Genomic DNA, 23,684 nt, shown 5'->3' with positions numbered 1-23,684 from the left:
CGTTCCTTGCCGGCTCAGGTCGCCGGGTAGCGGTCGATCGGGGGCGGCTTGGGCGCGGGCACTCCGGACAGGCCCAGGGTCGCGTCGTACGCCTTGCGCCAGAGGCCGTTCTTCTCGGCCGCGGCGAGGGCGTCGTCCAGCGCGAACCGCAGCGCGTTGTCGCCGCGGGGGACGCCGATGCCGTACGGCTCCTCGGAGAACAGCTTGCCGACCACCTTCAGCTCATCGGGCACCTTGGCGGCGTAGCCCAGCAGGATCGCGTCGTCCGTGGTGACCGCGTCGACCTGGTAGGTGAGCAGGTTGTCGACGCACACCGAGTAGGTGTCATATGCGACCAGGATCGCCTTGGGGTACTCGGCCTGGATGCGCTGGTACGGGGTCGAGCCGGCCGCCGAGCAGACCCGTTTGCCGGCCAGGTCCTGCGGTCCCCTGATGTCCTTCTCGTCGGCGCGCACCAGCAGCGCCTGGCCGGCCATGTAGTAGGGGCCGGCGAAACCCACCAGCTTCTTGCGCTTGTCGTTGATGGTGTAGGTGCCGACGTAGAGGTCGATCTGGCCGTTCTGGAGGGCGGTCTCGCGGTTGGCGGAGGCGATCGTCTTGAACTCGATGGTGTGCGGCGGGAAGCCGAGCGCCGCGGACATCATCCTGGCGATCTCGATGTCGAAACCGGCGTAGCGGCCGGAGGCCGGGTCCCGCTCGCCGAGGTAGGGCTGGTCCTCCTTGACGCCGATGACGAGATGGCCGCGGCGCTTGGCCTTCATCCAGGTCGGGGACTCGGGCAGGGAGAAGTTCCTGGCGACCGGGTAGTGGGGCAGTTCGCTGCCCGTGGGGCCCTTGACCGGCGGGCTGCCGGCCCGGCCGCAGCCCGCGAGGGCCAGCGCGAGCACGGCGAGCGCGAGCGCCACGACGGCGCGGCGCAGCGGCGAGGAGTGAGTGTGCGGCATCGCGGCGCCCCCGTTCAGTGCTTGAGGATCTTGGAGAGGAAGTCCTTCGCCCGTTCGCTGCGCGGCGCGGTGAAGAATTCCTCGGGGGTGCGGTCCTCGACGATGCGGCCGTCATCCATGAACACCACACGGTTCGCGGCGGAGCGGGCGAAGCCCATCTCATGGGTGACCACGACCATCGTCATCCCGTCCCGGGCGAGCCGGCGCATGACTTCCAGCACCTCGTTGATCATCTCCGGGTCGAGGGCGGAGGTCGGCTCGTCGAAGAGCAGCGCCTTGGGGTCCATGGCGAGGGCGCGGGCGATGGCGACGCGCTGCTGCTGGCCGCCGGAGAGCTGAGCGGGATATTTGTCGGCCTGGGAGGCGAGTCCGACCCGGTCCAGGAGTTCGCGGGCGTGCCGGGCGGCCTCGTCCTTCTTCTGCTTCCGGACCTTGACCGGCGCCAGCATCACGTTGGCCAGCACGGTCTTGTGGGCGAAGAGGTTGAAGGACTGGAAGACCATGCCGACTTCGGCACGCAACTGGGCCAGCGCCCGGCCCTCTTCGGGCAGTGGTCTGCCGTCCAGCTCGATGCTGCCCGACTCGACGGTCTCCAGGCGGTTGATGGCCCGGCACAGAGTGGACTTCCCGGACCCGGAGGGCCCGATGACCACGACCACCTCCCCGCGGCCGACGGTGAGGTCGATATCCCGCAGGACATGGAGTTTTCCGTAGTGCTTGTTGACCCCGCGCAGTTCAATCAGCGCATCACCGGCCATATGCAGACCTGCCCACTCTCATCCGTACAGCGGAGAGCCCGCAACCTACCGGGGCCTGTGGGGCACTTCTCCACTGACACGCACGTATGCGCGGAGATGGGCGGATAAATCAGGGTTACCGATGAACGTCCCGCGGACGCGGAACGGGTGCTGTCAGACCTCCTGACGCCGGTCTCAGCTCTCCGAGACCTCGGCGTAGACCTGGGACAGTTCGGGCGCGCCGGTGTCGGCCCAGTCATGGCCCGCCGTCACCACATCGATCTCCCGCCCGGACGCCAGCCGGACCACCGGCTGCCCGTCCGGCCAGACGTGCCACACCGCACCGCGCACCGTGCGGACCAGCACCGTGCCGAGGTAGAGGCCGGCGTCGTTGCCGAGCCAGGGCAGCACCTCCGGATCGTCCCGCCATACGGGCTGGAGCTGGTCGAGCAGCTCCAACGAGCGTACGGAGTCGTCCAGTTCCACCCCCGCCGTGGCGGCCTGGGCCCGCAGCAGCTCGCACTCGGACAGCAGCTCGACGACGCTCTCGGGATCGGCCCGCACCGACTCCGCGAGCGGTACGGACCGGTGCGCCTGCTGACGCTTGCGCCACTTGTCCAGAAAAGACATGTTCATGGTGTGCAGGGTCCCACCCGACCCACGGACGGGGCCACAGGCGCGCGGCGCCATCGTGCCCCGTTCGTCACCTTGACGCTCCCCCTCCGTCTTCCTACCTTCATGGCGCTCGGATCGGATCTGCAGGATCCGCAGGAGCCCCTGCCCCTCGGATCGCAGCGCACCACCCACCCGTTGGCGCCACCCGGAGGGATACGGACCGATGCGTGTACGACGATGGGGCACCGCCCTGACACTGCTGCTCACCGCGGCCGCACTGCCGGCCACCGGCCCAGGCACGGCCACCGCCGCACCGGCCGGCCCGGCCCGGCCCTCGCCCCGCCCCCTGCCCTTGGCCAGGCACTTCGACAACCGGGCGGTCAGCGACAACTCCGCCCCCGGCGCGGCCGACTTCGATGGTGCGGGCCGTTCGCTGTCCGCCCAGGACCTGGCGGCGGCGGGCTGGTCGCCGGGGAGTGCGCTGACCCTCGACGGCACACGGCTCGGTCTGCCGCGGACGGCGCCCGGCGCGCCGGACAACGTGGTGGCCGACGGCCAGGCGGTGGCGGTCCGCGGCCGGGGCGAGGCGCTCACCTTCCTGGTCGCCGGGACGGGCGGCACGGCCGCCGGCACCGGGACCGTGCACTACCGGGACGGCTCCCGCAGCGGCTATGAACTCACCGCGCCCGACTGGCGGTCGGGGCCGCTGAGCACCAAGGCGGTGGCACTGCCGCACCTCAATGCCCCGGACGGGCAGGCGGCCGGACCTGCCCGGCTGTACGCGGTGACCGTACCGCTGCGGGCTGGTCGGGAGGTGGCCTCGGTGGTGCTGCCCACGACGGACGGGGCGGCGGGCGCGCTCCATGTGTTCGCGGTGTCGGTACGCGACACCGGCCGCCGCACCGGGAGTTGGGCGGCGAGCACCGCGGGCTACCGGGCGGTCGGGCCCTGGACGGACCGCACCCTGCGGCTGGTCGTGCACAGCGGCGCGGGCGGGCCACGGGCACGCATACGGCTCGCCAACACCTTCGCGGGCGCCCCGGTGGACATCGGGGCGGCCAGCATCGCGGTACGCGGCGCGGGGGCGGCGGCGGACCGCGGGCCGACACCGCTGACCTTCGGACGGCAGACCGGGACCCGTATAGCGGCCGGGGCCGAGGCGTTCAGCGATCCCGTGGACTTCACCGTGCCGGCCGGCGCCGATCTGTTGGTGAGCATCCATCTGCCGGGGACGGTGACCGCGGCGCCGGTGCACCAGGAAGCGGCCCAGTTGTCGTATCTGAGCGCGGCGGGCAGCGGGGACCGCACCGCGGACGCCGGGGGAACGGCCTTCCCGGAGACGATGACCGTCTGGCCGTTCCTGACGGGGGTCGACGTCGAGGGCGGTCCCGGCTCGATCGTGGCGCTGGGCGATTCGATCACCGACGGGGTGAAGTCGACGAGCGGCACCAACCGGCGCTGGCCCGACGTCCTCACCCGCCGCTTCCAGGCGCAGCACACACTCCCCCGCTACGGCGTGCTCAACCACGGCATCTCGGCGAACCGCATCGTCACCGACCGCTATCCGGGCGACGGGGTCAGCACCGACACCGGCGGGGTCAGCGCCCAGCACCGGCTGGAGCGGGATGTGCTGGCGCAGCCCTCGGTGCGGACCGTGGTGGTCTTCGAGGGCATCAATGATGTGCGCTGGGGGACGTCATCGGACGAGGTCATCGCCGGTCTGCGGGCCCTCGCGCGACGGGCGCACGAGCGGGGGCTGCGGGTCGTGGCGGCGACCATCGCGCCCTGTGAGGGCTACCCCGACTGCACCCCGGCCGTGGAGGCCCGCCGCCAGGCCGTCAACGCCTTCCTCCGGGCCGACGCCGGCACCGTCTTCGACGCGACCCTGGACTTCGACGCCGTGGTCCGCGATCCGCAGCGGCCCCGGCGGATGCTGCCCGCCTACGACAGCGGCGACCATCTCCACCCCGGCGACGCGGGACTGAAGGCGCTGGCGGAATCCGTGGACCTCCGGAAGCTGCTGCCGGGGCGGCGCTGACGCGGCGCTGCCCGTCACACGGACGGCGGGCGGCAGACCCCGGGGGCACTCCCCCGGGGCCTGCCCTTCGGCTCAGCCTTGGACGTCGAGATCCACCACGACCGGGGCATGGTCCGAGGCGCCCTTGCCCTTGCGCTCCTCGCGGTCCACATAGGCGTCCGAGACGGCCTTGGCGAACGGCGCGTTGCCGTAGACCAGGTCGATGCGCATCCCGCGGTTCTTGGGGAAGGCGAGCTGGCGGTAGTCCCAGTAGGTGTACGGACGGTCGTACTTGAGGGGCCGCGGGACGACGTCCGACAGGCCCGCCTCGCGCAGCGCCGACAGGGCGGCACGCTCGGCGGGCGTGACATGGGTGGAGTCCACGAACACGGCCGGATCCCAGACGTCCTCATCCGTCGGTGCGACGTTGTAGTCACCGAGGACGGCGAACGGGCGGGGGCCCGCCGCGTCCTCGGCGACCGCGTTCTTCAGCGCCTCGAACCAGCCGAGCTTGTAGGCGTAATGCGCATGGCCGACCTCGCGGCCATTGGGGACGTACACCGACCACACCCGGGCCGGGCCACAGGTCGCCGAGACGGCCCGCGGCTCCTGCACCCCGTCGTACTCCGGGCCGCCGGGGAGGCCCATGACCACGTCGTCGAGCCCCACCTTGGACAGCAGGGCGACACCGTTCCACCGGCCGTTGGCGTTGACCGCGGCCTCATAGCCGAGCTCGCGCAGCTCGTCGTGCGGGAACTGCTCGGCGGTGCACTTGGTCTCCTGGAGGCACAGCACGTCCGTGCCGGAGCTCTCCAGCCAGGCCAGCAGCCTCGGGAGGCGGGCGGTGATCGAATTGACGTTCCAGGTCGCGATGCGCATGTCTGTAAACCTACAGCGAGGGTCTGACAGTCCGGCCGTCAGCCGAGTGCGGTGCCGGTGCCGGGCGCGAGCCGGCCGTGATCGGTGCCGCCCAGCTTGTCGATCATGGAGTCGTAAATCGGCCGGGCGTGGTCCTGGAGCAGGCTGTCGTGAATGTCGATGGCCCGCGCGGGCGCGACCTCCCGGACGTAATCAATCACCTCGGCGACCTTGTTCCAGGGGGCGTGCACGGGCAGCAGGAGGGTGTCGACCGTACGGCCCTCCGGGACGGTGAGGGCGTCACCCGGGTGGAAGACCGCGCCGCCGTCGATGAGGAAGCCGACGTTGGTGACGCGCGGGATGTCGGGGTGGATGACGGCGTGCAGCTGGCCGTGCACCTCCACCTCGAACCCGGCGGCGGTGAAGGTGTCCCCCTCGCCGACCGTGTGCACCCGGCCGGGGAACGCGGCCGACAGCTGCTCGGCGACGCTGGCCAGCGTCCAGATCTCGGCCGCCGGGTTGGCCTCCATGCCCGCCCGCAGCCGGTCCTCGTTGAAGTGGTCCATGTGCTCATGGGTGACGAGGATCGCGTCCGCGCCGACGGCCGCGTCCGCTTCGCTGAAGACACCGGGGTCGATGACGAGGGCCCGCCCGTCCTTCTCCAGCCGGACACAGGCGTGCGTCTTCTTCGTGAGTTCCATGGGGCCATCTTGCCCCGCCCTCACGCCTCCGGCGTGGTCTCCTCCCGGATCACCCGCTGGGCGACGGCGAACGCGGAGTTGGCGGCCGGGACACCGCAGTAGATGGCGGTGTGCAGCAGCACTTCCTTGATCTCCGTGGGCGTGAGGCCGTTGCGCAGGGCCGCCCGGACGTGCAGAACCAGTTCGTCGTGGTGGCCGCGGGCGACCAGCGCGGTGAGCGTGATGATGCTGCGGGTGCGGCGGTCCAGGCCCGGCCGGGTCCAGGTCTCGCCCCAGGCGTAGCGGGTGATGAAGTCATGGAAGTCGCCGTTGAAGTCATCGGCGTTGGCCTCGACCCGGTCGACATGGGCGTCGCCGAGCACCTCGCGGCGGACCTTGATGCCCGCCTCGTAGGTGGCCCCGCGGTCCAGCGCCGGCTGCGCGTGCCCGGACTCTATGGCGGCGGGCGGCGCCTGCGGGGGCGGCGGGGGCGCGAGCTGCGGCTTGGGGGCGGCCGCACCGAGGGCGTTCTGACCGCCGGGACCCGGCTTGTCGTGCCAGGCGGTGCTGAAGTGCCGGATGAGAAGTTCGGTGACGGCCGCGGGCTGCTCCACGGGCACCAGGTGCGACGTGCCCGGCACCAGCGCCAGGCTCGCGTCGGGAATCCCGGCGACCAGGCTGCGGGCGTCGGTGGTCGGCGTGACCTGGTCCTCGGAGCCGACGACGACGAGCGTGGGCACTCCGACCCGGCCGAGCGAGGACCGCACGTCGTACGAGGCCAGCGCCTCGCAGGCGGCGATATAGCAGCCGGGGTCCGTGGTCCGCACCATCTGGACGGCCCACTCGACGATCGCGGGCTGGGCACCGGCGAAGCCCTGGGTGAACCAGTGCTCGGGCGCGGTCCGGGCGATCGGGTCGAGCCCGTTCGTACGGATGACCACACCGCGCTGGCGCCAGGCATCGGCGGTGCCGTAGCGCGACGAGGTGGACACCAGCGCCAGCGAGGTGACCTGGTGCGGGCGGGTGAGCGCCAACTGGGTGCCGATGGCTCCACCGATGTTGCACCCGGCGTAACCGAACCGGTCCACCCCCAGGGCGTCGAGGGTGGCGATCAGCCGGTCGGCCAGCTCGGCGATGGAGGCCGCCGCGTGCGCGGGCGACCCACCATGCCCGGGAAGGTCGAAGCGGATGACCCGCCAGTGGCGGGTCAGCTCAGGGATCTGCCGGTCCCACATGTGCCAGGTGGTCCCCAGCGCGGCACCCAGGACGAGTACAGGAGCATCGTCGGGGCCGTCGATCCGGTGCTGCAGGGTCTTCTCACTCACCCGGCCACGCTACCGACTCTTTGACGCGATCCTTACACCCGGGTCAGGAAGAGCCGTCGGATCGTGACCGCCGACCGTGCCCGAAGCAGGGTTTGCGCAGGTCAGAGCCTCAGCGTGGAGACGACGTCGACGATCGCGTGCCCCGGCTTGCCGTAGCTCACCGTGATCTGCTGGTACGGATGCGGTGCCTTGCTCGTGATCAAGGCCGGGGTCTTCTGGCCCGGAGAAGCGGCGTTGCGGGGTGGGCGCGGACAGCTCACTCACGCCTTGCACGCTCTCAAATCTCACAACAGCCCCTATAAGGGGGGTCACGGCTGTATGGCTCTGACCAGGTGAAACACCTCGCGGGCGGCGTAGCGTTTGAGGCATCGGACGATTTCACGTCGGGTCTTGCCCTGTTTGATGCGGCGTTCGTAGTACTCCTGGGTGCGTGTGTCGAAGCGCAGGCGGGTCTGCACGACCCGGTGGAAGGCGGCGTTGGCCTGCCGGTCGCCGCCGCGGTTGAGGCGACGGTACTGCCGGCTGCCCGAGGAACGCTCGATCGGACTGACCCCGCACAGCGCTATCAGCATGCGCGGAGTTACGCCGGCCGCGGTGAGCATCTTGGCCGTCGCCGCGGAGGAATTGCGGGCCACGTCGGCGAGGAACAACGGGACGTGGCGCGGGCCGAGCATCTCCAGTCGCTTGGTGCCGAGCACGGGCACGAGGGAGAGCCGTATGTGCGTCGCGTACTTACTCTGTACGAGCTGCGCTTCCGGTTGGGCTTGATCACGTTGTCAGATGTGCACGGGCTGCCGGAGACCGTCGGGGGATCGCCAAAGTGAGAGACCCAAGCTGCATAGCTCGTGTCGGTGTGGGGTGCTGGGTTACAGCCCGCAGGAGCCGCGGTCGAGGTGGAAGTACCGGGCGTTGGCCCAGCGGCACAACCGGATACCGACGATGACGCCGACGATGGTGATCAGGGCAGGTAGGTATCCGCTGGCGACCTGGATGATCGGGATTGCCGGGCACCCGCCTGAGATCGCCCAGCCCGTACCGAACAACACCGCACCGGGGATCACGCCGGCGTGGATGCGTCCCGGGGTGCGGCGGACCCGCAGCAGAGCGAACGCGCACACGAGGATCACCACAGCACCCGCGAAGGAGAGGAACATGCGCAGGTCCTGGAAGGTGAACATGCGGTTCAGCTCAGCGAAGTCGCCGAAACCGATGTTGGTGACGGTGTAACCGAGAGCTAGTCCGGTGATGATGTTGGCCAGCAGAATCGCGCCCCGAGTACGCATCAGATCACCTTCCACAGCAGGAACGACACCGCGACGGCGGTGCCGAAGAACACGGCGGTCGCGACGAGGCTGACCGGCCGCAGCCGGCCGCAGCCGCTGAGTCCGTGGCCGGAGCTGCACCCACCGGCCAGCCGAGTGCCGAAGCCGACCAGAACACCTCCCACGAACAGCATGGCGACCATGGTGGTCGAATCGGCGGTGACCAGGTCCCGAAAACCGGGGCCCATGTCGAAGCGAAGGTGGAACCGCCCGGAGGCGACCGCGGCGATGAACCCACCGAGGAGGATCGACATCAGCAGGGCAGCCTGAGTGACCAGCGGGGCCGGGCGCAGGCTCGTGGCTGCCGGACGCTCACTCGCTGCCGATTCGGTGTCGGCTTCCAGTGGCTGCGACTTCTCGTGCGGAGCCTGCGGCACGGTGGACGCGCCGGTGCCGGTGCCGAAGTGCTCCGCTGTGGCTGCGGCAAGCGCCTCGGCCAGAGCTTGATCGTCGGCGAACTCCTCGTCCATCCGTTCGAGCTCGCGTTCGCGACGCCAGTGCAGCACGCGATCCCACGCGGCCGACACCCCGAGAGACCGATCAGTGATGAGGGTGTGGTTGATGGTGACCAGAGCGAGCCCGATAGCGCCCGCCCACCAGGGCCAGTAGGTACTCATGCGGGTCCTCTCATCCAATCGGCAAAACGAGCCCACCAGCCGCGCTTCGGGGCGGGCGCGTGCCGTGATTGTCGAGCGAGGCTGTCTGAAGGTCGGCCGACCTGTGGGGGCGGTGACGGCCGGTCATGCCAGACATCTGCTGGTGGAGGTGTGGCTCCGAACTGGGCCATGGCTTCCGGTGTCGCGGTTCCAGGCCCCGACTGTGACTGCTCATGTGGCTGGGTCGGTGCCGGCTGAGGCCAGGACGCGGGCTCCGGTGACCCCGGAGTGGGTCGTGGCGGCGGGGACTGTCGAGGGGCGGCCGCCGCGCTGGTGGCGTTGGATCGGCCCGCCTCGGTCGGCGCTTCGAGGTGTCGCGCGCTGGCTCCGTTGGGCAGCAGGCTGATCGGCACGCGCTCGCCGGTGAGTGACATCTGGTAGCGGGCACAGCCGAGCCATTGATCTGCGCTGTCGCAGTAGTACTCGCGCCAGCCTTGCAAGCTCGCCTTAAGTAGGGGGAAAAGGGGGCATCCTGCGGCGTGTGAGCAACCCACGTTGCTCCCTCCTGACTGGCGTACCACCCGTTGGGGGAGAGCGGTTACTGTTCTCGATTCCTGCCCACCCTGGCCCGGTCGACGGCCTGAAAAGCAATGCGGTGGCGGGCAGCGACAGAAGGCGCTGTGCCTCCCTTTCTCGACCGGGCGAGATGCAACCATCGTTTCGGTGTCCGGAGCAACTCTGGGAATTTTTTCAAACAGGTCACCTGGCACCACTTAGTGAGATACTCTCCGCGACGGATATGCGGCGCCTGCCTCTCATGTCCGGATTTTTATGACCGCCGGCTAGGTAACTTGGATCGTGATTCGGCTTCATGAGGACGGCCCGGACCGGCGCAAGGAAGCTGCTTCTGAAGGAGTTGTAAATTCTGGAGTTCCTTGTGGTGATGGCGTGAATATCGTGGATCTCAAGCGAAGAACCAAGGAGGTAATCGTGTGCCAACGTGCCGTCTGTCCGTCGTGCCGGAAGTTGACCTTTGAGGGTTGCGGGAGGCATGTGGACCAAGTACTCATGGGCGTACCAAACGCCCAGCGGTGCATGTGTGAGCCTGCGGAACGCAAGCGTGCGCGCCCAGTAAAGGCGGCGACTCGAACGGGATCGGCACCAGCCCGACAGGGCGAGTCGTCGCGACGCACACGCGCTCCTGGCGCCCCGGGGAGTCCACCGGGCCGGTCGAGGGGCGGCTGGTGGGCTCGGCTCATCGATTGGGTCAAAAGCCCGGCCTGAGGTAATCATCCGAGTGTGCTTGCTTTCGGTCCCTTGAGCCCAAGGCGTGGATTGTTGGGCCATGAGAACCCCGATTTCAGAACTCCGGGGTGCCAAGTGACGCCGAGCACGGAGCCAGCACCGACACTCGCGTCTCGCGACGAACGTCATAGGCGCTCTGCGTAACAGCATCCGCTTCTTCTGATGACCTCACCCTCATCCACTTTCTGCGGACCCGCTGCACCGAAGAATGGCGGAGCGCCATGATGCTCCGGATGTAGAGATGATGCCCCGGATGGAAAACTGCCAGTCGCGCGTCGCCGACGTGAATGCCGGGCAGACCGTCGTGGACGCGTGCGAGAGGGCGAATATCCTGGCCGCCGGTGCCATCCGACGGCCTCTGAGGGATTCGCTACTGACGGCAGCCCGTGTGCCACTGCCACTGGGACGCCCGGGCTGTCGTATGTGCGCGGGAGCGGGCCGGCACGGGGGGGGCCACCCCGCTCCTGCGATCGGCGCCCGCGCACCTCTCCATGAGGGTGAGCGCCTCGCCCCTCGTGATCGGGTCACTCCTTCCTGCGCGCCATGTCCCTGAAAGACTTCTCTCGCACATTCCTCGTCCGGTTCTCCCCACGGCGGCGTGACGCGGCAGGTCGCCATGGTCGGCACCTTCCCGCACACCGCCTCGGGCGCCGCAGCGTCAGCCTCGGTTACACAGAGCGGGATCTCGGCGGACCCAGGAGCAGGACGTGCAGGGAACTCTTGCGCCGCCACAGCCACTTGTCATCGAAGAAGTTGTCCAGGATCTTCCTCTGAAGTCGGCACGTGCATAAGGGTGTTCGCCACGCCAGCGGTCTTCAGTCCGTCGTCGGATCCGGGCAGTCCGCTGGGCTGGCGGTGTCCGCGATCGCCTGCCAGTTGTCGACGCAGGCGATGCGCGGACGGGTCATCGGCGCGGCAGCTAACTCGCGCCTGTTACCTCAGGGCACCGCTGCATCATCCAAGTAGCGATTGCGCGTCAAAATTGTGGAGTCGGCGTGATGATCTGTGGTTTTCAGCAAGATCGGTGCCAAGTGGTTCGCTGAGGTGCGGATCAGGGGGACGGGAGCGGCGTGCATGGCGGGTACCCGGCGTCCTGCGGTCATCGCGCAGGAACAGAGGGGCGTGGACTACGCGTACGCGTGCCTCGAGCAGCGGCAGTCACAGGACACGGCGACCGCTGCCGTCTACCGCGCGCACAACGAAATGCCGGTACCCGGCGCGTCAAGCGGACAAGCCGACGCCCGGGCACGAGGCGATGATCCGCTGGTGATCATGCGGGTCAGCGTTCACGGCGGCGAGTCATTCCTCATCGGGCGACAGCCTGTGTGGAACGACGAACGCGATCTGGTGGTCGTCTCATCCGCTGCGCAGCAAGCCATCGAGTGGCGACTGGCGACCAAGGAAGATCCCGGCGACCTGCTGCTGCGGCGAAAACTGGCCTTCCAACGCCGCAAGCCGCGGACCGTGACGAACTACCTCGACGAGCTCGTACTGCGGCAGTACGACGTCGAGCTGGACGATGGAGCAGCGACCGAGGAACCCGCACAAGCCGACGTGTCGGACGTCCCGCCCGAGGAAGGACCGGGTTCCGCAGCCGGAGCGTACCCGGAAGAGGATTCCGCGGCTCCGTCCCTGGAGGCGCTGCTCCTGGACGACCTGGACCTGCCTCGCGACGGGGCCATGCGCGACATCGTCGACACGGTGCAGCGCGAGCAACTGCTGCTGGTGGCCCATCAACGGCCCGGCGCTCTGGTCATCCACCCGGGGTCGCCTTCAAGAGTGGCGGGCGGGGCCACTGCCCGCGCCGGAGACTGTGATCGCGGTGGCGATCTCCTCGATGTCAGCAGGGGTCAGCTCCAGCGAGCCCGCTCCGATCCAGCCGTCCACCTGGGCGGCCTTGCGCGCGCCCACGATCGCTCCGGTGATGCCGGGCCAGGCGAGCACCCAGGCGATGGCCACCTCGGCCACGGTGCGCCCATGGCGTTCAGCGATCGGCCGCAGCGCCTCGGCGAGCTGGAGGTTGGCGGTCAGGTCGGTCGTGAAGTCGTGGTGGGCGGTCCGCCAATCCTCGGCGGGCAGGCCGGCCACGCGCTCGGCGGAGAAGGCCCCGGTGAGCAGGCCGGATTGCAGCGGCGAGTAGACGATCACGCCGGTCTCGTGTGCGCGTGCCCAGGCAATCTCAGCGGCGGACGACCGGTTGATCGCCGAGAACGGCGGCTGGATGACGTCGACGTGGGCGATCTGCTCGGCCGCCTGGAGCAGGTCGGGCGTGTGATTGGAGAGCCCGATCGCCCGTACCTTGCCTTCGGCCTTCAGGTCGGCCATGACCTGCCAGTACTCCTCCAGCGGCGTGGCGTTGGGCGACACCGCTCCGAAGCCGCCACCGGCGTACTCCAGCGATTCGCCGGTGTCGGGATAGTGCACCTGGTACAGGTCGATGTGGTCGACGCCCAGCCGCCGCAGCGAGTCATCGAGCTCGCGGCGGACGCTGGCCGGCTTCATGATCCGCCGAGGCGCGGCCGACGGATTGCCCGGGTCCCAGACCAGGCCGACCTTGGTGAAGATGTACGGGCGATCGGCCTGCGGCAGGCCGGCGATGGCCTTGCCGACCAGTTGCTCCGAATGGCCCAGGCCGTACACCGCGGCGGTGTCGATCCAGTTGACGCCCGCGTCCAGCGCGTGACGGATCGCGGCGACCGACTCGGCGTCGTCCGTGGCGCCCCAGCTGAAGGTCCAGCCCGAGCCCGACACGGCCCAGGAACCGAAGCCCAACCGGGTAATCTCCATGCCGGTACGGCCAAGCATGACAGTCATAAGTGATGCGCTCCCGTGAATCGGAATGCCGGAACCGTTCCGGCGGATTCAACTCTCGGCGTTCCACGCGAGGTCAGGCAGTGCCCGGCGCTGCCTAGGCACGTCATGACCAGGCACACCTAAAACCAGAAAATAATGGAACAAATGATCTTCGACCGACGCGCCGAGCTGGGTGAATTCCTCCGATCGCGCCGCGCCCGGCTTCGCCCCGAGGAGTTCGGCCTGACCTCCTACGGACGGCAGCGCCGGGTCCCCGGGTTGCGCCGCGAGGAGCTGGCGCAGCTGGCCGGGGTCAGCGTCGACCACTACGTACGCCTGGAGCAGGGCCGGAACCTGCGGTTCTCGGGGGAGGTCCTGGACGCGGTGGCCAAGGCCCTGCGCCTGAACCCGGCCGAACGGGAGCATCTGCACCTGCTGGCGCGCCCCGTCCCGGCTGCCGCCGAGGAAACCACCGGCAGCCCGCCGCTGCGCCCGGGCATACACAGCCTGCTCTCCGCGATCAGCGACGCCCCTGCCTACGTGGTCGACCACAGGACCGACGTGCGGGCCTGGAACCGGCCGGCCGCTGCGCTCATCACCGACTTCGGCGAACTGCCCGCCGCAGAGCGCAACATGGCCAGGCTGGTTTTCCTCGACGACGGCGTGCGCGACCTGTATGTCGACTGGTGGGCACGGGCTCGCGACGTGGTGGCCTTCCTCCGGCTGGACATTGCGCGCCCGCCCGGCCCTCCTGCCGCCCAGGCCCTGATCGAGGAACTGTCGGCCGTAAGCCCAGAGTTCGGCCAGATCTGGGCGGAGCACGACATCAAGGCCCGGGAGCACGGTAGTTACCGGTACCGGCATCCCCTGGTGGGCGAGCTCGAATTGACCTACGAGACTCTCCGGCTGCCCGGCCACCCCGACCTCGCCCTGATCGTCCACACGGCCGATGAGGGATCGCCCTCCCAGGAAGCACTCCGCATCCTGACCCGCTAATCCCCGTATTTCGGTACCCATGCCGAGGGCGATACGGATGTCTTGGCAAGGGGTAAAGCTTACGACTTGGTGCGCGATAACACTGGCCGTATCTGAGAAACGAGGTGGTAGCGCTTGGCGGCCTGGTGTTTGGATGCTCGGCGTGACTTCTGTGGATCTCGATGATCGCCGTGAGCGGGCGCTGTTGGACCAACTTGAGCGGTACTACGACGCGGTGCCGCGCCATGGTGCTCGCGTGGAAGATTTCGGGCCGCTGACCTTGTTCGTCCAGGAAGGGCAAGGGTGGCCGTTCTACGCACGTCCGGCTCGGGGATGGTCGGGTGCGGTGAGTGTCGCCGACGTGGCCCGAGTGCGTGTCCGGCAGCGTGAGCTCGAAATCCCGGAGAGTTTCGAGTGGGTAGCCGAGACCACGCCTGCGCTGCGTGCCGCGGTCGAGGAGTCAGGGCTCGTGGTTCACGAGCACCCCTTGATGGTGCTCGACCCGGGCTCGTCGGCGCCCGCTGTGGACGAGCCCGGGTCGAGGACCTGTCGGTGAGGACCTTGGGCCCGGACAATCCGGCGTTGCCAAGCGCGCTGGCTGTGCCGCATCTCGCCTTCGCGGAGCCCGGAACCCGTATCGGCTCGGCGGGCGCGGCGGAATTGGCAGAAACGGTGCGGGACCGATCCGGCGACGGGTCGGTGGATCGCGTGGTTGCACGCATCCGGGCAGGTCTGACTGTGGTTGCCGCAGCGGTGGAGGACGGACGGCGCTGTGCGCGGGCCGGCATCAGCCAGTCGGGGCGGTCAATGAGATCGTCGGTGTCGGGACGCTGCCCACCGCTCGCCGTCGTGGCCTTGGGCTCGCGGTCACTGCGGCGCTTGTGGCCGACGCGCGATCACGAGGCGTGGAACCCGTCTTCTTGTCTGCAGGCGACGAGGTGGGCTTGATCCGCTTTGACGGACATCAGAGATCAGGGGTTCTGCCCCGGGAGGATGTCCATCATGGAGAGCATGGGGAAGAAGAAGCCTCGGCCTCGCCGTTCGTTCACGCCGGAGTTCAAGGCCGAGATCGTCGAGCTGTGCCGGCGCGGTGACCGCTCGGTCGGTCAGATTGCCAAGGACTTCGATCTGACCGAGACGGCAGTACGGCTGTGGGTCAGCCAGGCCGAGGTCGACGCGGGCGAGCGCGAAGGCCTGACCAGCAGCGAACGCGAGGAACTGGCCGCGCTGCGGCGAGAGAACCGCCGACTGCGCGAGGACGTCGACATCCTCAAGCGAGCCACGGCTTTCTTCGCGAAGGAGACCCGGTGACGGTGCACCCGTTCATCGAGGCGGAGAAGCAGAGCGGCCACAACGTCAAGCGAGCGTGTGAACTGCTGAAGGTCTCCAGAACCGCCTTCTACGCCCGCCGCACCAGTACTCTCCCGGCCCGCGGGCAGCCCGCGACGCCGAGCTGACCGAACAGATCACGCAAGTCCATGAGCACTCGCGCGGCACCTACGGCTCCCCACGTATCCACGCCGCACTGAAGCGTGAGGGCTCCGGATGCGGCCGTCGCCGCGTCGCCCGGCTGATGCGGGCCGCCGGGCTGCAGGGCCGGCACCGCAGACGGCGGCACCCGACCACGATCCCCGATCCACGAGCTGCCGTGCGGCCCGACCTCGTTGTCCGGGACTTCCGGCCCGACGCAGCGGCCCTCGACGCTCGCTGGTGCGGCGACATCACGTACATCCCGACCGAGGAGGGCTGGCTCTACCTGGCCACTGTCATCGACATCGCCTCGCGCCGGGTGGTGGGCTGGGCGACAGCCGATCACCTGCGGACCGATCTGGTCGCCGATGCTCTGAAGGCCGCCTGCCGGCAGCGTCGCCCCACCCGTCCGGTGATCTTCCACTCCGATCGCGGGTGCCAGTACACCAGTCAGCAATTCGCCTCCCTGGCTGACCAGTTCGGCATCCGGCTGTCGGTCGGCCGCACCGGCCAGTGCTGGGACAACGCGCTCGCCGAGTCGTTCTTCGCCACTATCAAGCGAGAGTTGCTCGGCACTGCCGCCTGGCCCAGCCGGGCCGCCGCCCGCACCGCGATCTTTGATTTCATCGAGGGCTGGTACAACTTGCACCGACTACACAGCAGCCTCGGCTACCGCAGTCCCGCCGAATACGAGACCGCACTCGCAGCCTGACCACCACACCAATGGTGTCCGTCAAAGCGGAACAAGCTCAGAGGACGTCGCCCGGATCTATGCCCGACTCGGCTTCCGGCGTATCGCGACCGCATTGATCGGTGGGCCTGCCGAGTAGCGAGTCCGCTACCAGAGGCGCTGTCAGCCGTGACGTGACAACGGCCGTGCGGGTTGAGCGGATTGTGGCATCCGCCTGGGCCCGTGCGGCCTTGTCTCATCCTGCCTGCTGCGGTCTGTCCCGCGCCCATCTCGTCGGTTTGGTCGAGGAGTTGGCCGCTCCGTGGACCGCGCGCTGCGACTCCGCGCGGCACGACCGGCGTGGTGGGCAACGGCTGCGGGCACCCGGTGCCGGTCCGCAGCACCGGCTGGTGTTCACCGACCGTGTGCTGGTCACGTTGGTCGTTCTGCGCTTTCAGCTCCCGCACGTGGCCCTCGCCGAGCTTTATGGAGTGGACCGGACCACCGTCACCCGTGCGGTGCACGAGATCAGGCCGTTGCTGGCCACCCGCGGCTTCGCCGTCCCCGATCGGCCTGGGGTGCGGCTTCGGACGTTGGCGGACGTGTTCGGCTAGGCCGCCGCGGAGGGCGTCCGGCTGCGGATCGACGGGACCGAGGTTCAGGTCCGACGACCAGCCGCGCACCGACCCGGGCGCCGGGTCTTCGTGTCCGGCAAGCGCAGACAAAACACGGTCAAGACGACCACGATCAGCGACGGCCAGGGCCGGACCCTGTGGTCAGGTGCCGACCGTCCCGGCCGGATGCACGACCAGACCGCCCTGCGCACCGACGGCATCGCCGAACACCTCCGCCTCCATCCGGACGTCACAGTCGAGGTCGACGAGGGCTACCGAGGTCTCGCCAACGAGTTCCCCCATCAGGTCAGCGCGCCGCCACGCAAGCCTATGGAGGACGTTCCCGAAGGCAAGAAACTCGCATGGCGCGAGGCTCGACGGCGACAATCCTCGCGGCGGATCTGCGTGGAGCACGCGAACGCCGAGCACAAGCAGTGGCGACCGCTCCAGCGGTACATCGGCCGACGCGAGCACTATGCCGAGACCCACCACACCGTCGCCGGCTTGGTCTCCGACCGCGCCGCCCGTCGGGCCACAGTCCGACGGGCGAGTACAGAGATCGTGCTCGCCCGGCAGACTGCCGGCTGATCACCCACCAGCCGAACCACCAGGCCCCACGCCCGAATCTCCATCGCGCACCAAGCCGTAAGTCCGCTTCCACAGCGGATCGGTACGGCCGAAGCAGGCCGCGTGAACGGCGTCCGCTGTATCCACCAGCGCCTCGGTCCGGCCGACCCCGTACGGATGCGCTCTCGGCACCGTGGCCGTGGCCGAAGCGCCTGCCGCATCGGCCACGGCCGGTCCGGTGCCATGGCCGATGCCGACGGCTCTCCGTGGCGCTCTGGTACGACGTGGATGACCGTTACCGGCCGGACCGTGGCCACTCCCGTGGCACAGGCCGGACAGCACGGTCCCCCCAACGCACCCCCGTCGAAGTCGGGGGTGCGTTGATGTGCTCTGAAACCACGCGCTGGGCGAAGTACAGGGCGCCTGGAGGGTAGACGCCGACTTTCGCCGCCGGTGCCGTGCCGGACTCAGAGGTCGGGGTTCTTGCCCTCGGCCGTCTGCTTGATCCGATCGATTTGAAGCCTGGCGAAATCGGCGTAGGGCTGGCCTTCCCGAAGGCCCTCGCTCGCCACACGGATCAGGGACCCTCCGAGGCGCATAAAGATCTCGGTGTTCCGTCCGGTGAAGGCATCGGTCTCATCCGCGCCCGCCGAGACCTTTAGCGGCTTCGCCCCGGCGCCGGATTTACGGCGCTCCTTGGCCACCAGGCTCTTCATCGCGAACTTCACATCGTCCGGGGTGCGGAAGGCGTAGATGGTGAAGATGACCTGGCCCTCGCCCGCTACCTGATCGATGTGCGACGTGCCGAGGGCTGTGAAGCCGCCGCACTTCGTCCCCGTGTCGTCCTGGCAGGTCTTCACGGACTCGGTATGTTCAGGGATGCTGACGCCGAATCCCTCCCAGTCCTGAGGGGCACTGCCCGTGTCCACCAGGGCCCTGCGAACCTGGTCCTCGGTCAGCACGACCGGCACCTCCGGCTGCCCGCCACCACCGGTGACAGCGCCCGCGCCGTCGGCGCCATCGGTGGCCCCCGGGCTCCCGCCGTCGGCACCTCCGCACGCCGTGAGCGCCGCTACCATCGCAGCCCCGACCACAATCCCCCGTGCCACCCTGAACACCGTCAACCCCTCTGCCCAACAGATCATTTGGCATGCACCCAACCGCATGGATGCCTCGACTGCCAAGTCCCACGGCCGGGACGGTCACCGCGGCACGCCGTGCAGTACCACTCAAGTTGGTCCAACAGCGCCCGCTCACGGCGATCATCAAGATCCACAGAAGTCACGCCGAGCATCCAAACACCAGGCCGCACTGCCCGTAACCCGGTACCAATGGAAGCCGAAGAGACACAGCAAGGCATCGTTGCAGGTCAGAGGGCATTTCGAGGTCAGCAAGTCAGCGCAAAGTCAGCATCGGCGGCGCTACGCCGGGAAACGGGCCGACTCCCGGGGGTCATGCGGCACGCCGTGGTCCAGACCTCCGCAGCGTCCGGGGTGGAGACCCGATGCCAGTTGTGGCACCACACTACAGCTACCTCTGGAGGTCTCCAATCCCCATGGGGCGAGCCAGAGTTGAGTGACTTCGCTTCCAGGCTGGCGGCCCTCGGAACGTCAACAGCAACAGTGAGACTGCGGGAAATCCGAGCTTCAATCGTGAAACCACGGAGCACGAACCACACGCACAACGGCGAGCACGGAGGGCTAGAAGGTGCTGCCGCGACTCCCTCGCACCCCTGCCCGGCGCCATGGCCGCCGAAGTCCGCCGGGTCATCCGCCGTGGGATCTGCTGCGCTCCTGCCACCTCCGCGCACTGAAGGGCACGACGGCTGGGCGGTCGGGTCCTTCAGTGTGTCGCGAGGAGCCGCGCGGGGGCCGTCAGCGGACGTCCTTCACGCCGAAGTGGGTGCCGAGGGCGAGGCCGATGGCACTTTGCATGCCTGCGTACATCTCCATGCCACGGGCGCTGACGATGTCCCCAACGAGGAGAGCCAGTTCGCCAAGTACTCGATCGTTGAGGTAGACGTGCAGCGGCATCGCGGGGACCGTCGGCCCGAGAGCCTGCGCCCCTATCTGGAGACTCTCAATGTCATCAAGCGCACCAGGACAGCGGACGGCTGACGCGAACGCTTCTCGCACGTCCGGGCCACTCCTGACGTCGTCCCTGTGTGCCATCAAGCGAGACCGAGAGGTACGGGGCACCTCTCTCGATGTATTCCGCCCCCGCGGAGTGCGCTTGGGAACTGGCGGCCTTCGGCGACGAGCAGTCCGATCTCGGTCGCCTGGCCGTACCTCTCGGCCTCGACGACCCCACGCCCGTCCTTGCCCTCGTCGACCGACCAGATCCGACAGCCGAGGGCCGGCTTCACCTGTACTGGATCATCCACTTGCTCGCTGACGCTGCGCTCAGCGCAGATCCCGTCGTACGGGAGCGGGCGGCTGCGCGGCTGTCCGTGTGCCGGAGGACATGGAAGCCGTCCTTGCGTGAAGCTTTCCAACGGTCCCCCTCCTTCCGCATGGGGATGACTCCGGCTGCGGCCAGGACGGGCTTCCACACATCTGGGTTGAACATATTTGCGCGGATGGCCTTGCCGTGTTTTGTAGTGCCGACGTCTCGAAGGAGGCGGTCCAGGCTGTCGCTGAGCCGGGTGCAGTTGGCACACCGGCGTCGGGAGGTGGCCCGGCGGGTGTCCAGGCGCCCACCGTGCCCTTTCCGGTTCCTGCGGCCGGGCGCGCGTCCGGCACCCCGCCGGGATGTGGTGCGGTGGTGAGGGCCAGCAGAGCGCGCGTGCAGCTCCCGGCCCCTGACCCCCGTTGCATAAGCCGTGTCCAGGATCCGCGGTGAAGGCCCGTTCACCTCCGTCCCGCCGGCCACGCAGACGACGTGACACGGTGATTGAGATTCCGTTGCCGGCTGCGGCGGCAGGGGTGTGGTGGGCCGCAGCCGCCCCGCTCCCGGCGCGTCAGTCGAGGACGCGGGCGAGGAAGCCGCGGATGTGCTCGGTGATGGTCTGGAAGTGGCTCTCCAGGGCGAAGTGCCCGGATTCAAGCAGGTGGATCTCGGCGCGGGGCAGGTCCTGGGCGAATGCCCTGGCGCCGTCGGGGCCGAAGATCTCGTCGTTCGCGCCCCAGACCGCCAGCAGCGGGACCTGCGAGTCGCGGAAGTACTGGTGGACCTGCGGGTAGAGGTCCACGTTGGTCGGGTAGTCGCGGAAGAGCTTGAGCTGGATCTCGTCGTTGCCCGGGCGGTCCAGCAGCGCCTGGTCGTGGACCCAGTTGTCGGGGCTGACCAGGCTCGGGTCAGCGACTCCGTTCACGTACTGCCAGCGTGTGATCTCGGGTGCCAGGGCGCCACGCAGGGGGGCTTCGGTGTCCGGTCCGGGCGCCTGTGCGTAGGCGAAGACACCGTCCCAGAAGGGCTTGACGAAGCCCTCTTCGTAGGCGTTGCCGTTCTGGGTGACGATCGCGGTGACGCGGCCGGGGGCTCGGAGGGCGAGCCGCCAGCCGATGGGAGCGCCGTAGTCCTGTACGTACATCGCGAACCGGTCGATGCCCAGGTGCTGGAGCAGTCCGGAGGTGACGTCGGTGAGGGCGTCGAAGGTATACGGGAAGTCCTGCAGGGCCGGCATCGCGGACTGGCCGAACCCGATGTGATCGGGGGCAATGACGTGGTAGCGGTCGGCGAGCGCCGGGATCAGGTGGCGGAACATGTGCGAGCTGGTCGGAAAGCCGTGGAGGAGGAGCACGGCGGGCGCCTTGGGGTCGCCGGCCTCCCGGTAGAAGACCTCGAGATCGTTGACAGTGGCGGTGCGGTGGTGAACTCCGGAGACCATGCCTCTAACTCCTAAATCTTGCTTTAATGGTTACACATTCAGTCGAGCATGATCGACCTAACTTGTCAAGCAACTTTTATTGGTTAGGTGACCTGCGGTCGGGGGTGCCGCCGGGACGACGGGACGTGGCCCGTCCCAAGCCTCCGCCGTCAACGGTCGCCAGCCAGCACAGCCCCCCTTCGGGCCCCTCCCTGCCCCGGACGCCGACCGTCCGGCCGGCGCAGCACCTCGACCGAGGAACCTGACGAAATAGATCCGCTTCTCTCGTCAGAACGCGCCTATGTAACCTGGCAAGCGAATCAATATGGTTAGGAGTTGCGAGGTGGCCGATCGAGAACAGCAGGACACCCTGCTGGAGCTCCTCAACACCACACCGGTGGTCAACGGCGCGGCCCAGGACCAGCTCGCAGACCCGGAAGCCGCCAGGTCCTGGCAGCTGGCCCACGGCGGCAGCGGCACCACGGACGAGCTCCGAAGCCTCGCGCAGGCGCGCGACGCCCTGCAGGACGTGGTGCGCGGCAGCCGGCCCGCCACGTCGCTGGCCCCGCTCCTGAAAGACGTCACCTGCCTCCCGCACCTCTCCTCTGCGGGGGTGTCCTGGGAGCTGGACGCGCCTGCGGAGCGCCGGATGGCGGTAGAGGCGGTCATGGCGTGGAGCGCGCTGCAGGAGGCGATGCCCGGTCGGCTGCGGCCGTGCGCCAACCCGGAGTGCCGACTGTTCCTCCTCGACCGCAGCAAGCCCAACAAGGCCCGCTGGTGCTCGATGGCCCTCTGCGGCAACCGCATGAAGGCAAGGCGCCACTACCAGCGCACCCGCGACGCAGCAGCCGAGTGACTCCGGCGGAACGTGCCGGCCAGCGCGTCTGGGGGAACGACCGTGATGGCGAGGACGTCGCGGCGCACACGTGGTTCCAGGCTGCGCACCATGACCGAGGGCTGTCCCGCCGGCGCGACACCGGCGCAATGGTCACACCCATGCCGGCCCCGCCGGCTGGCCGGCGGTCCTGCGGGCTGCGCGCCCGCAGGATGACCGCCAGAGCGGCCTGGCGGCGAGCGACGAACTGGTCGATCCACACACGTCTCAGGCCAGCGTGTCCGCCGGCGCCGCAGCCCGGGGACGAGCAGCCAGGCCGTCACCGTCTCCCCGCACATCATCCGCAGAGGGCCACCCAGTCTTCCACCGCGCACCGCCCCGCATGGGCCGCGCCGAGGCGGCCACCAAGGCCACGCGGGCTTCCCCGGCAACAGCCCGGCCGGCCACCGTGACCCGGATGCCCCGGAACCAGCCAGACCGCCACGCAGATTCCCCATCAAGGCGGAGTGAGGGCGAGTCCCGTCTCGGCGAGGCATCCGTCGATCAGGTGCGGTCGGTAGCGCAGGCAGCACCGGCGCAAGCGTCCGGGTGCGCTGGTCGATCTCGGCCTTGCGGTGGCGGCGGCGTTTGGTGAACGACCGGTCAATCTCAGCATGCCGAGTCTCCGGCCCGCAGGGCCGTGAGCCACTGATGTCGGCGGCCATGTAATTCCCCAGCGGACGACCGGGTCTCGTTGCACGGAGACTTCGGTGCGCGTGCCAGAGACTCAGGCCGCAGCTATCTCCAGGCGGTCCAGTAGCCCGGCCGCCGTGAAGGCGTCGACCAGGTGGGTGCGGCCCTCGGTGAAGTGGCCCCAGCTGTCGAAGTGGACGGGGACCACACGGCGGGCGGCGAGAATGGTGGCGGCCTCGGCGGACTGAGCGCTGTCGAGGGTGAGCAGGGCGCCGTCGAGCAGAGCGGTGCGGGCGGCGCCGGAGAAGAGGACAGCGGTATCCACGGGAGCGAAGCGATCGGCAACCTGCTGGACCAGGTCCAGTGAGGCGTTGTCGCCGCTGACGTAAACGGTGGGCAGGTCGGGGGCAGTCAAGACGAATCCGATCACCTCGCCGGTGACGGGTTCGCAACCCTCGGGTCCGTGCTGGGCGGGGGTAGCGGTCACCGTCAGGGTGCCGCCGTCGGGGCAGGGCAGTTCCACGGTGTCCCAGGGGGCCAGGCCCCGGGCGGTGCCGCCCAGGCGGTCCGCGCCGCCGCGTGTCGTCAGGACCAGCGGGATGCCGGCCAGTAGTGCACGGCCGGAGTGGTCGAGGTTGTCGGGGTGCTGGTCGTGGGAGAGCAGGACCACGTCGACCGGAGCGAGTTCGGCGGGGTCGACGGCGGCGGGCGCGGTCTTGGTGAGGACGTGGCCGTTACCCCGGGGGTACTCACCGGGGGCGTCGAAGGTGGGGTCGGTAAGGAACCGCAGCCCGCGGTACTCGATGAGGGCGGTCGGACCGCCGAAGACGCTGACGGGGGTCTGTTCGGTGTGCGTACTGGTCATCATTTCCTCACGGATG

22 protein-coding genes and 2 pseudogenes are annotated in these 23,684 nt (G+C 69.0%); 9 read left to right on the top strand and 15 right to left on the bottom strand.

Going from position 1 to position 23,684, the window contains the following annotated elements:
- Nucleotides 1-14 precede the first annotated feature (14 nt).
- From QT196_RS32505 to QT196_RS32495, 3 genes are all read right to left on the bottom strand, one after another.
- The gene (locus tag QT196_RS32505) at nt 15-944 is read right to left on the bottom strand and encodes a glutamate ABC transporter substrate-binding protein (protein ID WP_266732125.1); all 930 of its coding nucleotides are present in this window, start codon (nt 942-944) and stop codon (nt 15-17) included.
- A gap of 14 nt (nt 945-958) precedes the next feature.
- Nucleotides 959-1,702, bottom strand: a complete 744-nt coding sequence (locus QT196_RS32500) for an amino acid ABC transporter ATP-binding protein (RefSeq protein WP_168482280.1) — start codon at nt 1,700-1,702, stop codon at nt 959-961.
- Nucleotides 1,703-1,876: 174 nt separating this feature from the next.
- Nucleotides 1,877-2,317, bottom strand: a complete 441-nt coding sequence (locus QT196_RS32495) for a DUF6278 family protein (protein WP_168482279.1) — start codon at nt 2,315-2,317, stop codon at nt 1,877-1,879.
- A 202-nt stretch (nt 2,318-2,519) separates the two neighbouring features.
- On the opposite strand from QT196_RS32495, the gene QT196_RS32490 reads away from it, so the two are divergent.
- Nucleotides 2,520-4,334 (top strand): SGNH/GDSL hydrolase family protein, encoded by a 1,815-nt coding sequence (locus QT196_RS32490; protein WP_290356216.1) that lies wholly within the window; start codon nt 2,520-2,522, stop codon nt 4,332-4,334.
- Between the two features lie 72 nt (nt 4,335-4,406).
- On the opposite strand, the gene QT196_RS32485 is transcribed toward QT196_RS32490, so the two are convergent.
- The 8 genes from QT196_RS32485 to QT196_RS32450 form a co-directional block, all read right to left on the bottom strand.
- The gene (locus QT196_RS32485) at nt 4,407-5,192 is read right to left on the bottom strand and encodes an exodeoxyribonuclease III (protein WP_168482278.1); all 786 of its coding nucleotides are present in this window, start codon (nt 5,190-5,192) and stop codon (nt 4,407-4,409) included.
- Between the two features lie 38 nt (nt 5,193-5,230).
- Nucleotides 5,231-5,872: an MBL fold metallo-hydrolase gene (locus tag QT196_RS32480; protein ID WP_168482277.1), complete on the bottom strand. Its 642-nt coding sequence runs from the start codon at nt 5,870-5,872 to the stop codon at nt 5,231-5,233.
- Nucleotides 5,873-5,892: 20 nt separating this feature from the next.
- Nucleotides 5,893-7,176: a 4-carboxymuconolactone decarboxylase gene (pcaC, locus tag QT196_RS32475; RefSeq protein ID WP_168482276.1), complete on the bottom strand. Its 1,284-nt coding sequence runs from the start codon at nt 7,174-7,176 to the stop codon at nt 5,893-5,895.
- A gap of 308 nt (nt 7,177-7,484) precedes the next feature.
- Nucleotides 7,485-7,874, bottom strand: a complete 390-nt coding sequence (locus QT196_RS32470; RefSeq protein ID WP_356948490.1) for a transposase — start codon at nt 7,872-7,874, stop codon at nt 7,485-7,487.
- Nucleotides 7,875-8,042: 168 nt separating this feature from the next.
- Nucleotides 8,043-8,459, bottom strand: a complete 417-nt coding sequence (locus QT196_RS32465; RefSeq protein ID WP_109893874.1) for a YeeE/YedE thiosulfate transporter family protein — start codon at nt 8,457-8,459, stop codon at nt 8,043-8,045.
- Nucleotides 8,459-9,115 carry a YeeE/YedE thiosulfate transporter family protein gene (locus tag QT196_RS32460; RefSeq protein ID WP_168482275.1) on the bottom strand — a complete coding sequence of 219 codons (657 nt, stop codon included), beginning with the start codon at nt 9,113-9,115 and terminating at the stop codon, nt 8,459-8,461. Before QT196_RS32460 ends, QT196_RS32465 begins: the two co-directional genes overlap by 1 nt.
- Nucleotides 9,116-11,755: 2,640 nt before the next feature.
- Nucleotides 11,756-12,160 (bottom strand): hypothetical protein, encoded by a 405-nt coding sequence (locus QT196_RS32455; RefSeq protein ID WP_168482274.1) that lies wholly within the window; start codon nt 12,158-12,160, stop codon nt 11,756-11,758.
- A gap of 12 nt (nt 12,161-12,172) precedes the next feature.
- Nucleotides 12,173-13,213, bottom strand: a complete 1,041-nt coding sequence (locus QT196_RS32450) for an aldo/keto reductase (protein ID WP_211117474.1) — start codon at nt 13,211-13,213, stop codon at nt 12,173-12,175.
- Between the two features lie 144 nt (nt 13,214-13,357).
- On the opposite strand from QT196_RS32450, the gene QT196_RS32445 reads away from it, so the two are divergent.
- The 7 genes and pseudogenes from QT196_RS32445 (at nt 13,358) to QT196_RS32415 (ending at nt 17,509) form a co-directional block, all read left to right on the top strand.
- Nucleotides 13,358-14,188, top strand: coding sequence for a helix-turn-helix transcriptional regulator (locus tag QT196_RS32445; protein ID WP_323139131.1), 831 nt, complete (start codon nt 13,358-13,360; stop codon nt 14,186-14,188).
- A 142-nt stretch (nt 14,189-14,330) separates the two neighbouring features.
- Nucleotides 14,331-14,723 carry a hypothetical protein gene (locus QT196_RS32440; RefSeq protein ID WP_290356215.1) on the top strand — a complete coding sequence of 131 codons (393 nt, stop codon included), beginning with the start codon at nt 14,331-14,333 and terminating at the stop codon, nt 14,721-14,723.
- Nucleotides 14,689-15,261: a GNAT family N-acetyltransferase gene (locus QT196_RS39450; protein ID WP_356948506.1), complete on the top strand. Its 573-nt coding sequence runs from the start codon at nt 14,689-14,691 to the stop codon at nt 15,259-15,261. The genes QT196_RS32440 and QT196_RS39450 overlap by 35 nt, the downstream gene beginning before the upstream one ends.
- A pseudogene (locus QT196_RS32430) lies at nt 15,161-15,457 on the top strand (transposase); the annotation flags it as partial. The gene QT196_RS39450 and the pseudogene QT196_RS32430, both read left to right, overlap by 101 nt.
- A 17-nt stretch (nt 15,458-15,474) precedes the next feature.
- Nucleotides 15,475-15,624 (top strand): hypothetical protein, encoded by a 150-nt coding sequence (locus tag QT196_RS32425; RefSeq protein ID WP_290356214.1) that lies wholly within the window; start codon nt 15,475-15,477, stop codon nt 15,622-15,624.
- Entirely contained in the window at nt 15,621-16,349 is a 729-nt protein-coding gene (locus tag QT196_RS32420) for an IS3 family transposase (RefSeq protein WP_356948505.1), read from the top strand. Before QT196_RS32425 ends, QT196_RS32420 begins: the two co-directional genes overlap by 4 nt.
- A 182-nt stretch (nt 16,350-16,531) precedes the next feature.
- A pseudogene (locus QT196_RS32415) lies at nt 16,532-17,509 on the top strand (transposase family protein).
- A gap of 446 nt (nt 17,510-17,955) precedes the next feature.
- Here QT196_RS32415 and QT196_RS32410 read toward each other — a convergent pair.
- The 3 genes from QT196_RS32410 to QT196_RS32400 all read right to left on the bottom strand — a co-directional run bounded on the left by QT196_RS32410 (nt 17,956) and on the right by QT196_RS32400 (nt 21,317).
- Nucleotides 17,956-18,450, bottom strand: coding sequence for a hypothetical protein (locus tag QT196_RS32410; protein ID WP_159475483.1), 495 nt, complete (start codon nt 18,448-18,450; stop codon nt 17,956-17,958).
- 912 nt (nt 18,451-19,362) lie between these two features.
- Nucleotides 19,363-19,521: a hypothetical protein gene (locus QT196_RS32405; RefSeq protein ID WP_211117471.1), complete on the bottom strand. Its 159-nt coding sequence runs from the start codon at nt 19,519-19,521 to the stop codon at nt 19,363-19,365.
- Nucleotides 19,522-20,447: 926 nt separating this feature from the next.
- Nucleotides 20,448-21,317 carry an alpha/beta hydrolase gene (locus QT196_RS32400; protein ID WP_168482272.1) on the bottom strand — a complete coding sequence of 290 codons (870 nt, stop codon included), beginning with the start codon at nt 21,315-21,317 and terminating at the stop codon, nt 20,448-20,450.
- A gap of 322 nt (nt 21,318-21,639) precedes the next feature.
- Here QT196_RS32400 and QT196_RS32395 point away from each other — a divergent pair, with 322 nt between their 5' ends.
- Nucleotides 21,640-22,152, top strand: a complete 513-nt coding sequence (locus QT196_RS32395; RefSeq protein WP_248001410.1) for a CGNR zinc finger domain-containing protein — start codon at nt 21,640-21,642, stop codon at nt 22,150-22,152.
- Nucleotides 22,153-22,897: 745 nt separating this feature from the next.
- Here QT196_RS32395 and QT196_RS32390 read toward each other — a convergent pair.
- Nucleotides 22,898-23,668 (bottom strand): MBL fold metallo-hydrolase, encoded by a 771-nt coding sequence (locus QT196_RS32390; protein ID WP_168484132.1) that lies wholly within the window; start codon nt 23,666-23,668, stop codon nt 22,898-22,900.
- Nucleotides 23,669-23,684: the final 16 nt, after the last annotated feature.

This window comes from Streptomyces sp. P9-2B-2 (genome assembly GCF_030406865.1).
In the GTDB taxonomy this organism is placed as follows: domain Bacteria; phylum Actinomycetota; class Actinomycetes; order Streptomycetales; family Streptomycetaceae; genus Streptomyces; species Streptomyces platensis.
The sequence above is the reverse complement of the archived record's forward strand: the minus strand, read 5'-3'. Positions and strand labels throughout refer to the sequence as shown.